Here is a 14006-nt window from a genome sequence, read left to right as displayed (position 1 = left end):
CCTAATAAAACCCGAAATTGTGTTGGAGCAGTAACAACTGGTAATCACATGTGGAGTAGCTATGCGAAATCAAATCTTAGGAAGCTTAACGGCATTATTTATTTGTAACCTATTGCTAGGTTTTTATTGGCATCCAGCGTGGTGGTTTCTATTGTTAACCGTGATGTTACTGGTTTTAGCGATAGTCGACACAGTCCAGAACAAACATGCGATTTTGAAAAACTTCCCGCTAATTGGCAGAACTCGCTGGACCATAGAGTCACTGCGCCCCTTTATACAGCAGTATGTTTTAGAATCAGATACTGGCGGCGCGCCTATATCCCGTATGTTTCGCTCTATTGTATACCAACGAGCAAAAAACAGTAGAGAAACCATTCCTTTTGGCACCCAGTTAAATACGTACGACGATGGTTATGAATGGATAGGACATTCATTATCGGCCCGTGATATTGATGAAATGAACCACGACCCAAGGGTAACGATAGGTGGAAAAGACTGCAAGCAACCATACCATGCGAGCATTCTCAATATTAGTGCGATGAGCTTTGGTAGCCTGTCTAAAAATGCCATTCTGGCGCTTAACAAGGGCGCAAAGAAGGGTAACTTTTTCCATAACACTGGCGAAGGCGGCTTAACGCCTTACCACGAAGAAAACGGTGGTGACATTGTTTGGCAAATTGGCACAGGCTATTTTGGGTGCCGGACCAAAGACGGGAAGTTTGATGCCAATTTGTTTAAAGACAAAGCGTGTTTGCCGCAAGTTAAAATGATTGAAATTAAGTTAAGCCAAGGCGCAAAACCCGGCCATGGTGGTATATTACCAGCCTATAAAAATACACCTGAAATAGCGAAAATTAGAGGCGTAGAGCCAGGTACTCAGGTAGATTCACCACCACGTCATAGCGCTTTTTCTACGCCATTAGAGATGATTGATTATATACAAAAGCTTCGCGACCTAAGTGGTGGCAAGCCCATTGGAATTAAACTAGCGTTAGGCAGAAAGAGTGAATTTATTGCCATGTGTAAAGCCATGGTAGAAACTGGTATTACCCCCGACTTTATCACGGTAGATGGAGGTGAGGGTGGTACCGGCGCCGCCCCACTGGAATATACAAACTCAATTGGATTCCCACTTAGAGAAGCACTGGCATTTGTAGATGATTGTTTGATTGGTTTCGACTTAAGAAAACAAATAAAAATTATTGCCTCAGGTAAAATTATCTCAGCATTTCAGTTGGTTAAAAACTTAAGTTTGGGTGCAGATATTTGTAATAGTGCAAGAGGTATGATGCTGGCGCTTGGTTGTGTGCAGTCATTGTCGTGTAACACTAATAAGTGTCCAACTGGCGTTGCTACGCAAGATCCAAAACTGGCTAAAGGGCTAGATGTGACGGATAAATCTGAACGCGTGTATCGCTTTCACAAAAAAACCTTACATGCATTAATGGATATGCTGTCTTCAACCGGCCATGTAAGTACAACAGAATTAAACCGCACGCATATATTTAGACGTGTAGATCAAGCAAGTATCGCGCGATACGACGAAATATTTCCGCTAGTAAAAACCGGTACATTATTAGGTGATGATATTCCCGAGCGATTTAAACTGCACGTCAAAGAAGCTAATTCTGATAGCTTTATGCCATGCAGCCTATTGGCTGAAATCGAAGAAGAAACGAAATCAGTGTCTTAATTGCCATCTTGTACTGGCATGCGTAATTGATACAAACGATACTCGGAAGTTCGATAGGGCACTACTTTATATTTAGGTTGTAAATAAGCAACTAAATCAATGAGTTCCTGAACGGTAAGTACATTGTTCATATTACGCATGCGAGAATCTCCATCTACAGAAGTCATACTAACAGGCTGTCTACGCGTTAGCTTATGAGAGGGATTTATCACACTGGTGACGAGTTCTCCGTATGTAGTGATCCTGCCGCTGCTTCCCCCTAGAGGTATAGGTTTGGGAACTAAATAAGCATGCTCTTCTGGCATTGTTATGCCTTCTATTTGGTGACAGTCTGTACACTGGTACTTTTGAAATGCAACTTTGCCAGCATCGGCATTTCCCTCAGGTAAGCTAAAACCCCGAGGGGAATCTGGACCTAAATCGCATCCCGCCAATAAAAATGCGAAAAATGGTAATGCGGTAGTAAGTTTTGCCATGTTCACGACTCCAACTTTATTATTCTGAAACTTTATTATGGTGAAAATCTAGAACGGCGAATTGATTTCAATCAAAGAAATGTGAAGGGAAGTTAACTATATTGTAATTATCCACTCCCGTTAATGGAATGAACTAATGGAAGATTACAATACTGTTTTAGTACCTGTAGATGTGTTTTCAGACTATTCGCAAATTTTATCGAGAGCGTTGCGGGTTGCGCCAGACCCAAAAAACGTTCATTTACTTTATGTGGCATTTCCACAAACTAACGTTGAGCCATACGGACTGTTTTTGGAGCGTGACTATTCACAAGACGTGCAAGAACAAGCAATGACAAAGTTGAAAGATATCGCGGCAATCAACAATATTCCAGACAGCAATGTGAACGTAGAAATTGGTTCACCTGCGGATGAAATACATCACTTAGCTGAAAAGTTAAACGCCGATCTGATAGTAATAGGGACACATGGACAAAGTGGTCTTCGGCTTCTTCTAGGCTCTACAGCGAATGCTGTGCTGCACGGTGTGAAAAGAGATGTTTTGGCAGTAAAAATCTAAACAATAAAAAAGTCAGTGCGCTTAATGATAGTGCAAAAAAATACGTAACATATCTGTCATTTAAATAAGTTAGTGTTTAAGAATTATGACCTAAAACACTGTAATGTTATGCCACCAAAGCGATCAGGTTTTACTCGTTTGTACTTTGCAACTATCTATTCCGCTAGAGGAATAAAAGCGGCATTTTCCAGCGAAGCTGCAGTGAGACAAGAAGTTGTAGCGATGGCGCTACTCATTCCCATTGTGTCTATATTAGAAGTAACAAACAGCGAAAGAGTATTGTTACTCTTTTCGCTGTTTGTCGTGCTGATCACAGAACTACTTAACACTGCCGTGGAAAAACTATCAGACCACGTAAGTACTGATATGCACGAACTGATAGGGAAGGCCAAAGACATTGGTTCAGCCGCAGTATTTATCAGCTTGATTTTGGCGTTAGTAACGTGGGGAATCATCTTATTGTAATAATGTTAAAAACGTAAATTTGTGAAGATATACGTTTATCTACAAAAAGATGGCTAACCTATTACATAGTTTCAGGGCTTTTCTTTTTGTCGTAACACTGCTCGATTAGCGCTACCACCGAACTGCTTAAGTTCTTAAGGTGTGATGCATCAACGCGACTTTCGCCACCGTGATTCAAATCGGAAATAGTAAACACCACATCTTCACCACTAGAATTAACATGAACCAATACATCATCGTCTTCATCTACAAATGGCACCTTAATATAAAGTGGCTCATTGCTATCAGCAAAGTAATCGATAGCTTCATCAATTGCAGTGAATGCTGGTTTTTTTTCAGGGTGGAGAGACCAGGTCTTAGATGGGATGACGAGTTCAGCGATAGTTTTACCGTGTGACGCATTAATACCGTTAGACATAACATTTCCTTTTTTAATACCTATGCTAGTTGGTACGAACCCATTCGATAAATGGGTTCAAATTTGAAAGTAAACAAAAAAAAAGAGAGAAAAACGGGAGCGATAAAGGGCGTATACAGCCCTGCATAGTTACGCATAACCAAAAGTTAAAAATAAAGCTCTTATATCAACAAGATAAAGATTGGATCAAAAAGGAAAAAATCGTGATAATAGAAAAAATAACGAGGGAAATCCTATTTGAACAATAAGGCTAATACAAAACCCAAATTTAGCGCTTAAATTTTTCTGACAGCTTGGCCATTCCACCGCGTTTAACGTTGGCTTGTTGAGTATAGTGACCAGGCATTTCAGGGGACTGCCAGCCTCCGGCCAATTGGAGTTCAGGCAAGGTAGCACCATTTTCTGCTAGTGAAACTGCGCCACCAACTCTGCCACTATGAGGCGTAATGTTTTCTTTTATTCCTGCACGGGCTGCAACTCGTTTCCATATTCGATAAACACTCGAATAATCGAGAATTGCAGATTCATGTGTTGGTGAATGATGATGTGTATTTGGCTGTTCGTTATAAGGCAGCAACGCATGCCCACGGTTTGACACACGGCGAAAAAGGATACCTTTGTTTATACGGCGAGGATCATCGATAAGTCTTTCGCTCTGTGTCTTAGCATCGAAATTAGCCTCTGATATATATTCATCAACCATGTTGATAGTGCTAGTAGAAATAAAACGATGTGAACCTTTACCGCTTTGATCAGACTTTGATGTTACAACTAAAATTGCATTATTACGTCTACTAATATGCTCAGCACATACACGTACTAACTCATCAGCTCGTAACAGTGCATCGAACATTAAGTTCATAATAGTTAAATCACGCATCTCTAATAATGTGTCTGGAATAATTTTATTGTTTATTACGTCCAATAAGTCGATAGAAAGCGGAACGGCTTGGTTATGACTAAGTTGGAACTTACGATTTTCAATAAGTGACAAACGAACGAAATCCCGCAGATAAACCGATTGGATGATAGGGTTAGGAAGTTTTGCAATGCCTAAAAATTTACTCAGCGCTGACAGACGGCGTTTGATAGTTCTGTAGGCTAGGGGAGACTTACACAGCTCTTCTACATAGCGTTTAATTGCGTATTCATTATGAGAGAAATCATCATTAAAACTGTCGATACGTTCTGACTGGCAGAAAATGGCAAAGTCGTTAAAGTCACTGATATAAGCGCGTTGGGTATTGCGAGGTAGCTTTGTGAATATGTCACGAAAATACGCATCAACATATTCAGCTCGTTCTGTACTAGCAGTGTCACCATCGACAATAGACAGTTGTGTATTTGAACCAGGTTTGAATATAGACGACATCTAACTAACTCATTGCTTTTATTATAATTAACACAGGAATTTCACGCATGATAATTACAGTTATCATGCGTGAAATACGAGAATAGCCTTGTATTAACCCAATTCTACACATGTATACTGTTTTTATATACAGTTGCGTTGGTAATAATCCAATTTTTCCTTACTAATCGGCTATATATTAAACGTGCGCTACGTAAAATTTAACAGCATATACCTCTGTTATGTTCTCAGATTTCACGTAGAAGCACGTTAAAATTACCCAAGTTTCAACTTTACTGGGTCTAAACTTACTCTCCAAACAATTAACATACTCAGCACTAGGTTAAGCGTCTATTCAACTAGCATCACTTAGAAAATTCCTACAACAGACAAAGTATAAAATAAAAATTGTAAAAAAGGTTAGGCGTCTTATCCTCGGCAATAAAAGTAAATAAGAAGTAGTAGATAATCACCGCGTTAAATTAAACGCTGCTCAAACGATGAATATCGTATTGTTAAACAAATCTAATTATTAATAATAAATCCTGACATTATCATTTATGCATAAAAACGATAAGGGCTCGTTGAGACACACAATCACATTTATAAAATAAATAACTAACTAATTTGTTTCCATATAAATACTCAACAAGCTTAATAACGTCTCGTTAGTAATAAACATACGTAACGTATTTTTAAAGCTGCCACTAAATTATTAATAATGATTGCCAAGCTACAAATTTAACAGTGAGTGCATAATCCACAGAAAGCTTCTAATTGTTGTACTTAAGAAATGAGTTTCCATTTCAGCCTAATTAATTTAAATACAGCGGTAAAGCATGGCTAACCCTAGGACAGGGAACAGCCTTAAGACTGGCCACAGCGAGATACAGAGTTAGAAATGCATCGACACATAAATGCGCCTACCTCCATAGCTACATCAATACCTTATTTAACATAATATACATTATGCGCAATTAGGTATATTAGGGTTTAGGGTGGTTGATGCCAGTCTTCTCAGTATCTTTGTCGTGCGTGATGGCTTACACACATTTTCTGTGTTTCGTTATTGCGTGGTTTTGAGATGTGTTTTTATAACGTGCGTGAGATTAAAATCTGAGACGTTTTACGTGGTATCCATAGGCAGTTTTCGCGTACACGCGTATTGTAATCTACTGCTACTCTATGAATATTTTCTTTAGGAGTTTATAGATGGAATGATTAGAATTTCAATTTTAATTGGAAACGAGTTAAGGAAGGATTTTTAAAATTAACGTGTAAGTTATTATTTAAAGCTAACAGCTTTATAGCCTCAGTTTTTCAAAGCCGCATTTTCTATTTCTAATATAATTATGCGTTCTAACATGCTTAACAACTGCTTGCGGTTTTCTTTTTGTATTTTAGTCAGGCTTTTATTTAATAAAATAAGGTCGTCTTCTGATAAAGAGACTTCAACACTCTCGGTAATATTCGCATTGTGTACAAATTGCTTGTAATGATTAACGCTATTTTCTATTGCGGTATCTATCAAAGTTTTCGAGCAGCCAGTTAGCTTATTAGTAATATAGGTTGTAATAACTTTTCTTACTTCCGTTAAGCATGTAGGAAACGCTATAACATTTTCTATATGTTGTTTTTTTTCGCTGTCTATTGTGCTCACTAAACGCTACCTCAATCTTTTTACAGTCCGCGTATTTAAATCCATTACTTGGCGTTAACTAGTCCATTCGTAAATTAGTATTTTTATGGGTTAATTTATCCACTGCTGCACTTAACGTTTCTTTATCGCCCTCGTAAATTAAAGCTTTTAGGCTTCGTTCATAAGCTTTTTTGGCGTGTTTATTTGCAGCTTTAGCAATGTTATCGTCGCTTGTTTTAGCAATGGCATCCAAGGTCTTTTGCATTCTTATGGAAACTTCAATCATGGATGCACCATCTCGCGCTAAACCGGTGAATGCGTCATCAAACATATCAGCCGTACTTATGTTAGGTACGGACACCTTATCGTATTTTATATCATCTGACGTAGTGTTCTTTTCTTTTTGTGCCCATCTAATGAACAGTCGTGTATAACTGCCAAGTATACTAATAGCGGTTCCTGGGTCGTTAACCGAAGGCGAAAGTGCGCGGGATGCTATTTCTGATAATACAACCAACCCATATCTTGGGTCGGCTTCGAAAGAACGTTCGCTGCCAATTTGAAATGCCGAAAGCAGCGCTGATTTATCGCTTTTTTCATCTGCTTTATTATCACTGCTTTTATTTTTGCTGTTATCCTCAGGCTCTTTCGGCTTAATGCTTTCTATATAACACAATGGTTTATCGGGTGTGCAAAATTGCCCAGGTAACATAGCGATGTGTACTTGAGTGTCTCGTTCTTCAGCCCACGCTTGTATTTTTGCCATATCAACCATTTGAACATAGCCAATACTATCGGTTGATAGGGTTTGGTATTTTGAGAGATCACCGCCCTGCTCTTTCACATAGTTCGGCTGCTGCTTACCGCCGAGCCTTGGCGTCGATAGCCGATGATTAATGGCTCGCATTGCGGCAGCTTCAACTTTTTGTACTGTTGAGCCCACACGGCCTAGCCTAGCGACACTGTCTACCCAACGGATAAACGTAAGAATGACGATCGCAAATACTAAACAGGTAAGACAAAAAAGAAGAAATATTCCAGCGTCTTTGAAGAAGTTGTTACTTGATGCCGTAATGGCGACTACGCTAAAGATGAACGCACCGACAAAAGTAGACAGCGCATTTTGTGAGGCATCGTCTGAGATGATTAAACTTACCGAACGTGGCGTCGATGACCTGCTGGCAGATGCATAGGCACTTACCATAGTGCCTGCCGAAAAAGTCGCTATGACCAACATGCTCGATGCCATAATGGATAACAGGGTTTCTACCGACGATTTTTCGACTTTAGGCAGGTGTTCAGCGAGTGCGGTACCGTCTGCCAGTTTCGAGGCGAATACAGCAGCTATTGATAATATGCATAGTGATAGCGGCTTTACCCACAGTTTCTCCTTAAAGCTAAAAAGCAAAAACCGCAATCTATCTACTGTAATAGGCGCATCCATGAACGTGAGTCCTTCGTTTTTATGATTATAGTTAGCAGGTTTTATTTCATACGTTTGTTTCCGGCACATCGTTTAGAACAATACACTACGTTATCCCAATTCTTTTCCCATTTCTTCCGCCAAGTAAAGGGTCTGTTGCACACTGGGCACATTTTGCTTGGTAAATCAGACTTCTTCATTTTCAGATAATTTGGTTAAAAAAATTGTCGCGCTGTCTTTCATTGCATCGATATTTTCATCTTTCATTCGGCCATACGTTTTATACATCATTGCCATTCTGGGATTGCGGCTTAGCTTTTCTTTGTGCTTATCAATAAAATGCCAGTATAAGTAATTGAAAGGGCAAGCTTTAGGACCTGTTTTTTTACTAACTTGATAACCGCAGTTTTTGCAGTAGTTCGACATTTTATTAATATAACTGCCACTTGCGACATAAGGTTTGCTAGCGAGTTGGCCACCATCACTGTATAAAATCATGCCTGCTACATTAGGCAGTTCTACCCACTCGTACGCATCTGCATAAACCAGTAAATACCACTGCTGAACCTCTTCGGGTGACAACCCCGTTAAAAGACAAAAATTCCCCAATACCATTAGTCGCTGAATATGGTGCGCATACGCGTTCGCTTGTGTTTCCTTTATGCATTGGCGCATGCAATTCATATTCGTTTGACCATCCCAAAAGAAATCGGGGAGTGAGCGATTATGGTTGAAATAATTGTCACTCTTAAGACCTGGCATGAAGTGCCAATAGAACCCTCTAACAAATTCTCGCCATCCCAGTATTTGTCGTATAAAACCTTCAACTGAGTTAAGCGGCGCAGTGCCGGCGTAGTATGCTGACTCCGCTGCATCAATAGCTTCTTTTGGGCTTAGCAAACCACAGTTCAAATAAAACGCGATATGGGAATGATATAACCAAGGTTTGCCTTCAACCATGGCATCTTGGTACTGGCCAAAATGGGGTAACCTTTCTTCAATGAAGTCGCTCAGAACCGTTAGCGCATCGTCTCGGGTAACGGCAAAATGAAAGGGGCTAATGTCACCGAAATGATTGCTGAACTCGTTTTCAACTAAATTAATTACACCTTGGGTGATCGCATCTATTTTAAATTGCGTATGCGAAGGCACAGTTGTACCCGCCGGCATGGGCTCTCGGTTTTGAGCGTCGTAATTCCATTTCCCGCCAATAGGGCTTTTATCTTCCATCAAGATGCCATGTTTTCTCCGCATCTCTCGATAGAAAAACTCCATACGTAACTGCTTTCTGTCATGGGCCCAATCACTAAATTCTTGGGGAGTGGCTAGAAAACGAGCGTCATTAATAATACTGACAGGCACACCTAGGGTTTGCTCCCATTGCTGCATGCTTTTTAGCAAACGATATTCACCCGGTGAAGTTACTTTAACATTGTCAAACTCGCCGCTTGCTAGCGCATGCTTTACCTGTGCTAGCAAACTGCCTTGGTTTACCTCATCGTTATACTCAATATAATTGACGTTAAAATTATCTTCCTTTAACGCTTTTGCGAAATGTCGCATGGCGCTAAAAAGAAAAACAATTTTCTTTTTATGATGCTTAACGTAAGTGGCTTCTTCACGCACTTCAGCCATGAGTACAGTATCTTTCGTTTTTGTCGCATTTTCTAAAATAGGCAGATTGTAAGTAAGCTGGTCACCTAAAATAAGTATTAAAGAAGACATGGCTACCCTACTCTTTTAAAGCCTGAAACGCATTTAGAGCACGCTGCCTCGATGCTTTTAAATCTACGATGGGTTTAGGGTAAGTATCTCCTAAATGTACGCCCGCATCTTTAGCGATAACCGGCGGCGCATCCCAGGGTTTATGAATGTATTTATCGGGAAGGTTGGCAAGTTCAGGGCAGTACTTTCTTACATACTTACCTTGTTTATCGAACTTCTCACCTTGTAGTAACGGATTGAAAATTCTGAAATACGGTGCAGCGTCGGCGCCGGTACCGGCTACCCACTGCCAACTTGCAGTATTGCTGGCTAAATCAGCATCTACTAGGCAGTCCCAAAACCAGCGTTCGCCTTCGTGCCAGCTAATAAGAAGGTTTTTAACCAAGAACGACCCTACAATCATACGTACACGGTTGTGCATATACCCGGTTTGCCACATCTCTCGCATACCCGCGTCAACAATAGGGATACCAGTCTGCCCCTTTTGCCAGGCTTTAAGAGATTTTGCATCACTGCGCAAATTGAACTTATCAAATTTATCATTAAAGTTTTTGTTCGGTATGGTTGGAAAGTGGTACAGCAAGTAATAACTGAACTCACGCCAGCCCAACTCACTTAAATATGTGTCTATACTTTTATCTTCACTGGTTTCAAACCTGTCTTTTATGGCATACCACACTTGATTGGGCGAAACCTCGCCAAAGTGCAGATGAGGTGATAGATGAGACGTTCCATTCATTGACGGAATATCACGGGCATCTTTATATTGGCGCGCAGAGTGCTCAATAAAACCCTGTAAATTGTCAGCAGCGCCATCTTCTCCTGGTTTCCAATGGTTTTTAAAATCACTGTCCCAATCAAGTGACGGAAGTAAGTTAAGGGCGTCTATACCGCACGGACTGTTAGCCTTAGCGTTTGTATTATCTTCAACATCGGCGTATGTAATTCGTGCTGGCGGTGCTTGGGGGTAGCGTGGAGGCTCAACGTTCAAGCAGCCTTTTCTATAATAAGGGGTAAATACTCGATATGGCGTACCATCCTTCTTAAGCACTTTCATCGGTTCCCACAGTAAGCTCCCATTAGTACTGTGCGCCTCAAAGTCATTATCTAAGAGCTGCTTTTTAATCGCTTTATCACGATTAATTTGCCAAGGTTCATAACAGCGATTCCAATAAATTCCCTTAGCATCATAGGTTTCCATTAACTCTGGGATCAGGGTTTTAGGGTCGCCTTTGAACACCCTTAAATGGCCATTTAATCTATCGTTCAGTGAATGTAGCGAATGATGTAACCACCAATTGCTAGCACCTCCTAGTACTCTGCCATCGGGTGCATCATCATCGTAGATATAAATCGGGATTATTTTTCCTTCATCACAGGCTGCGTTTAACGCGGGGTTGTCTTTTACTCTAAGGTCCTGTCTGAACCACATTATCGACACTGGCACTGGCACTGTCACTGTTAACCCTTTTTTTGAACAATTTATAAACACTTAAGCATGCACATGATACGATAATCGCTAAAAGCAGGATCCGTCTACCCCTAAAAAAGGTATGAGGGAGGGAACCCTATGATACTGGATAATCATGTGATGCGTGATTCGACAAAACGCACTAGAGGCCTGTTTTGGTTTCGCCACGACTTGCGTTTTCACGACCAAGTGGCGCTATCATCGCTTTGTCAGCAGGTCGACGAATTGACTCTGCTTTACATAATTGATGACAGCTGGTTTGTACCAAACGCTTACGGTATTCAACCTGTTGGTGAACATCGTTTTAATTTTGTTATAGATACAATAGAAGCATTAAACGAAAAAGCGAGCACTTTGGGTCACTCTATTTTGACTTTAAAAGGCCAAACACCTGAACTACTGGTGTCATTACTCTCATCCAATGCCTATACGCACTTTGGGGTGACCGAACACGGCGGCTATAACGAGCGCCGAGAAGTTGAAGCGGTTTCGCGTTTTTTCCCCAATATTGAAATAGTAACAGGCGAAGCTAGCTCGCTGTTTAATCAAGAAGACCTCCCTTTCAATCTTGAAATTATGCCGGATGTCTTTACACCGTTTAAACGCAAAATTGAGTCTGTGATAAAGCCGTGTGAACCTGTGGCGACGTTAACTGCATTACCTAGGTCTTATACGCCAGATATAGACACTAAAAGCCTATATAAGCTCAATAGTTGCCCACACCGTAAACAGACAGAAGGCGCCTTCGTTGGAGGCGAAGACGCGGCGCTCTCTCACTTAAATAGTTATCTATTCGAATGGAAAGTGGCTGCAAGTTATAAAGAAACACGAAACGCGTTAGATAGTTGGCGAGAAAGTACAAAACTATCGCCATGGTTAGCCACAGGTGCCCTCTCGGCGCGGTACGTAATCCAAGAAGTAAAAAAGTACGAGCGAGATGTGGTTAAAAATGATTCAACCTATTGGATTCATTTTGAGTTGCTTTGGCGTGAGTATTTTTACTGGCTTCAACAAAAGTTTGGACCAAAGTGGTTTCAATTCGATGGTATTAAATCAAAAATGCCAAACACTACCCACGACGCTCAAATATTCGGTGGCTGGTGTAACGGGAAAACAGGATACCCAATTGTTGACGCGTGTATGCGTCAACTGGCCGCTACGGGTTATATGTCTAATCGAGGTCGACAATTGGTGGCAAGTTGCTTTGTGAACGAATTAAGGCAAGATTGGCGCTATGGTGCGGCTTGGTTCGAGAGCCAATTATTAGATTATGATGTGGCTAGTAATTGGGGAAATTGGCTGTACCTAGCGGGCGTAGGTACAGACCCAAGAGAGAACCGGCAGTTTAATTTGCAGAAACAAACCGAAATCTATGACCCGAAAGGAGAGTTCTGTGCAAAATGGTTAGACTAACGCCATTACTTTTCCCATAAAAATACGTAATAAGTCTGCCTTTTCTCAGGTTATGCGTAGCCTGCAAGACGTAAATCCAGCTATTTTGGTTACGTGTAACCCTGCTAAGGCTAGGGAAAACGGGTTATCGGTTATTTTTGCGTAACCACTCATTAAGTAATTTAATTTGGCCACATTTATAAGCGGCATACATTAAACGTACTGAGTTAGAAACGGCTTCACTATCGCTCCACCCTGTTTTCTCTCGAATTTCGTCATAGCAGAGCTTAGCTTCAGGGGAAACATAGCCTCTGACCAGCTTTTTTCCTGCATCTCGTTGACGTTCTCGGAAGCGACGCTGCTTATCAGCATTCGCTTTTGCCTTTTCTTTTACTGTACTGTTGTTCGTATTTTCTGTCATAGTAATCACTGGCTCGTTAGTAGTTCGAGTTTAACACGCGTTTTTATTTAGAAAAATGACTGTTCGGAGTTGTTTAGCGTACAAGTGTTCGCTAAATTAGCAGCGCGAATTTAAAAAACAACGAGTTGGGAATGTCAGACAGAAAAAATAGTTTTAACAAAGAAGATTTATTAGCATGCAGCCGCGGTGAAATGTTCGGTCCTGGTAACAGCCAACTCCCCGCCCCTAACATGCTGATGATGGATCGTGTCGTTTCTATTACTGAAGATGGCGGTGAACATGGGAAAGGCGAAATAATTGCAGAGTTAGACATTACGCCAGATCTTTGGTTTTTCGATTGCCACTTCCCAGGTGACCCTGTAATGCCTGGTTGCTTGGGATTAGATGCCATGTGGCAGCTGGTCGGATTTTTCTTAGGTTGGTGTGATGGACCAGGCAAAGGTCGTGCTCTTGGCGTCGGTGAAGTGAAATTCACAGGGCAAATACTGCCTACTGCCAAAAAAGTTACTTACAAAATCACCATGAAGCGTGTTATCAAACGTAAGCTATTCATGGGAATGGCGGATGGTTCTGTTGAAGTAGATGGAAGAGAAATCTACGTCGCGAAAGATCTTAAAGTAGGTTTGTTCCAAGACACATCTAACTTCTAATAAACGTAAAGCGTCAAAACGATAAAAGCCCCATTACTGGGGCTTTTTCATTGCTTAATCACTTTTTAAGAGAGAAGACGTTATTTAACACTAAGACCTACGTGCCTGTCTTCTACCGCCTCGCGCCAGCCTCCTAACCATTCCGACCGAGCGTCATTCTGTTGAAAAGGACAAATATCCTTTGAACGACCGCTAATACCAGCTTGATACCCTTTTGAGTGGGCGCGTGTCAGTTTATCTCTTTTTTGTCTTTTCATTGATTAGCCTCTTTAACTTTGTAGGATGTGCTACAAATTCTCTCTCGGGCCCAATACATCGTTTTT

The 14006-nt window shown here is 40.9% G+C and carries 15 protein-coding genes; 5 read left to right on the top strand and 10 right to left on the bottom strand.

Annotation, left to right across the window (positions count from 1 at the left end; translation table 11 throughout):
* The first annotated feature begins 61 nt into the window (after positions 1-61).
* Positions 62-1693: an FMN-binding glutamate synthase family protein gene (locus FLAVO9R_RS08100; RefSeq protein WP_159530336.1), complete on the top strand. Its 1632-nt coding sequence runs from the start codon at positions 62-64 to the stop codon at positions 1691-1693.
* Here FLAVO9R_RS08100 and FLAVO9R_RS08095 read toward each other — a convergent pair.
* On the bottom strand, positions 1690-2169 hold the full coding sequence (locus FLAVO9R_RS08095) for a c-type cytochrome (protein WP_159530334.1): 480 nt from the start codon (positions 2167-2169) through the stop codon (positions 1690-1692). The two genes, FLAVO9R_RS08100 and FLAVO9R_RS08095, sit on opposite strands and share 4 nt — an antisense overlap.
* A 136-nt stretch (positions 2170-2305) precedes the next feature.
* Here FLAVO9R_RS08095 and FLAVO9R_RS08090 point away from each other — a divergent pair, with 136 nt between their 5' ends.
* Together FLAVO9R_RS08090 and FLAVO9R_RS08085 are read left to right on the top strand one after the other, a co-directional pair.
* The gene (locus FLAVO9R_RS08090; RefSeq protein ID WP_159530332.1) at positions 2306-2728 is read left to right on the top strand and encodes a universal stress protein; all 423 of its coding nucleotides are present in this window, start codon (positions 2306-2308) and stop codon (positions 2726-2728) included.
* A gap of 108 nt (positions 2729-2836) precedes the next feature.
* On the top strand, positions 2837-3193 hold the full coding sequence (locus FLAVO9R_RS08085) for a diacylglycerol kinase (protein WP_159530330.1): 357 nt from the start codon (positions 2837-2839) through the stop codon (positions 3191-3193).
* A 61-nt stretch (positions 3194-3254) separates the two neighbouring features.
* On the opposite strand, the gene FLAVO9R_RS08080 is transcribed toward FLAVO9R_RS08085, so the two are convergent.
* The 7 genes from FLAVO9R_RS08080 to FLAVO9R_RS08050 all read right to left on the bottom strand — a co-directional run bounded on the left by FLAVO9R_RS08080 (position 3255) and on the right by FLAVO9R_RS08050 (position 11202).
* Positions 3255-3611, bottom strand: a complete 357-nt coding sequence (locus tag FLAVO9R_RS08080) for a hypothetical protein (RefSeq protein ID WP_159530328.1) — start codon at positions 3609-3611, stop codon at positions 3255-3257.
* A 268-nt stretch (positions 3612-3879) separates the two neighbouring features.
* On the bottom strand, positions 3880-4983 hold the full coding sequence (locus tag FLAVO9R_RS08075; RefSeq protein ID WP_159530326.1) for a tyrosine-type recombinase/integrase: 1104 nt from the start codon (positions 4981-4983) through the stop codon (positions 3880-3882).
* Between the two features lie 1291 nt (positions 4984-6274).
* Positions 6275-6622, bottom strand: a complete 348-nt coding sequence (locus tag FLAVO9R_RS08070) for a hypothetical protein (RefSeq protein WP_159530324.1) — start codon at positions 6620-6622, stop codon at positions 6275-6277.
* Positions 6623-6680: 58 nt separating this feature from the next.
* Entirely contained in the window at positions 6681-8045 is a 1365-nt protein-coding gene (locus tag FLAVO9R_RS08065; RefSeq protein WP_159530322.1) for a DUF2254 domain-containing protein, read from the bottom strand.
* Between the two features lie 41 nt (positions 8046-8086).
* Positions 8087-8224 (bottom strand): DUF2256 domain-containing protein, encoded by a 138-nt coding sequence (locus tag FLAVO9R_RS08060; RefSeq protein WP_082604920.1) that lies wholly within the window; start codon positions 8222-8224, stop codon positions 8087-8089.
* Positions 8211-9749: a cryptochrome/photolyase family protein gene (locus tag FLAVO9R_RS08055; protein ID WP_159530320.1), complete on the bottom strand. Its 1539-nt coding sequence runs from the start codon at positions 9747-9749 to the stop codon at positions 8211-8213. Before FLAVO9R_RS08055 ends, FLAVO9R_RS08060 begins: the two co-directional genes overlap by 14 nt.
* Positions 9750-9756: 7 nt before the next feature.
* A complete protein-coding gene (locus FLAVO9R_RS08050) occupies positions 9757-11202 on the bottom strand; it encodes a cryptochrome/photolyase family protein (protein WP_159534492.1) in 1446 nt (481 codons plus the stop codon).
* Positions 11203-11319: 117 nt separating this feature from the next.
* Here FLAVO9R_RS08050 and FLAVO9R_RS08045 point away from each other — a divergent pair, with 117 nt between their 5' ends.
* Positions 11320-12633: a DASH family cryptochrome gene (locus tag FLAVO9R_RS08045; RefSeq protein WP_159530318.1), complete on the top strand. Its 1314-nt coding sequence runs from the start codon at positions 11320-11322 to the stop codon at positions 12631-12633.
* Positions 12634-12757: 124 nt separating this feature from the next.
* Here the strand turns inward: FLAVO9R_RS08045 and FLAVO9R_RS08040 are convergent, their stop codons facing one another.
* Complete coding sequence (locus FLAVO9R_RS08040; RefSeq protein ID WP_159530316.1) at positions 12758-13033, bottom strand: hypothetical protein; 276 nt, start codon at positions 13031-13033, stop codon at positions 12758-12760.
* Between the two features lie 131 nt (positions 13034-13164).
* On the opposite strand from FLAVO9R_RS08040, the gene fabA reads away from it, so the two are divergent.
* Positions 13165-13683 (top strand): bifunctional 3-hydroxydecanoyl-ACP dehydratase/trans-2-decenoyl-ACP isomerase, encoded by a 519-nt coding sequence (gene fabA / locus FLAVO9R_RS08035; protein ID WP_057791803.1) that lies wholly within the window; start codon positions 13165-13167, stop codon positions 13681-13683.
* Between the two features lie 80 nt (positions 13684-13763).
* Here the strand turns inward: fabA and rmf are convergent, their stop codons facing one another.
* The gene (gene rmf / locus FLAVO9R_RS08030; RefSeq protein ID WP_013784086.1) at positions 13764-13940 is read right to left on the bottom strand and encodes a ribosome modulation factor; all 177 of its coding nucleotides are present in this window, start codon (positions 13938-13940) and stop codon (positions 13764-13766) included.
* Between the last annotated feature and the right edge of the window lie 66 nt (positions 13941-14006).

It is taken from the genome of Alteromonas sp. 38 (genome assembly GCF_902506055.1).
GTDB lineage: Bacteria > Pseudomonadota > Gammaproteobacteria > Enterobacterales > Alteromonadaceae > Alteromonas > Alteromonas lipotrueae.
The sequence above is the reverse complement of the archived record's forward strand: the minus strand, read 5'-3'. Positions and strand labels throughout refer to the sequence as shown.

Coding starts and splice junctions, on each gene's coding strand:
- FLAVO9R_RS08100 (WP_159530336.1), top strand. CDS start 62: ATGCGAAATCAAATCTTAGGAAGCTTAACGGCATTATTTATTTGTAAC.
- FLAVO9R_RS08075 (WP_159530326.1), bottom strand. CDS start 4,983: ATGTCGTCTATATTCAAACCTGGTTCAAATACACAACTGTCTATTGTC.
- rmf (WP_013784086.1), bottom strand. CDS start 13,940: ATGAAAAGACAAAAAAGAGATAAACTGACACGCGCCCACTCAAAAGGG.
- FLAVO9R_RS08080 (WP_159530328.1), bottom strand. CDS start 3,611: ATGTCTAACGGTATTAATGCGTCACACGGTAAAACTATCGCTGAACTC.
- FLAVO9R_RS08085 (WP_159530330.1), top strand. CDS start 2,837: ATGCCACCAAAGCGATCAGGTTTTACTCGTTTGTACTTTGCAACTATC.
- FLAVO9R_RS08055 (WP_159530320.1), bottom strand. CDS start 9,749: ATGTCTTCTTTAATACTTATTTTAGGTGACCAGCTTACTTACAATCTG.
- FLAVO9R_RS08065 (WP_159530322.1), bottom strand. CDS start 8,045: ATGGATGCGCCTATTACAGTAGATAGATTGCGGTTTTTGCTTTTTAGC.
- FLAVO9R_RS08095 (WP_159530334.1), bottom strand. CDS start 2,169: ATGGCAAAACTTACTACCGCATTACCATTTTTCGCATTTTTATTGGCG.
- FLAVO9R_RS08040 (WP_159530316.1), bottom strand. CDS start 13,033: ATGACAGAAAATACGAACAACAGTACAGTAAAAGAAAAGGCAAAAGCG.
- FLAVO9R_RS08060 (WP_082604920.1), bottom strand. CDS start 8,224: ATGAAGAAGTCTGATTTACCAAGCAAAATGTGCCCAGTGTGCAACAGA.
- FLAVO9R_RS08045 (WP_159530318.1), top strand. CDS start 11,320: ATGATACTGGATAATCATGTGATGCGTGATTCGACAAAACGCACTAGA.
- FLAVO9R_RS08090 (WP_159530332.1), top strand. CDS start 2,306: ATGGAAGATTACAATACTGTTTTAGTACCTGTAGATGTGTTTTCAGAC.
- fabA (WP_057791803.1), top strand. CDS start 13,165: ATGTCAGACAGAAAAAATAGTTTTAACAAAGAAGATTTATTAGCATGC.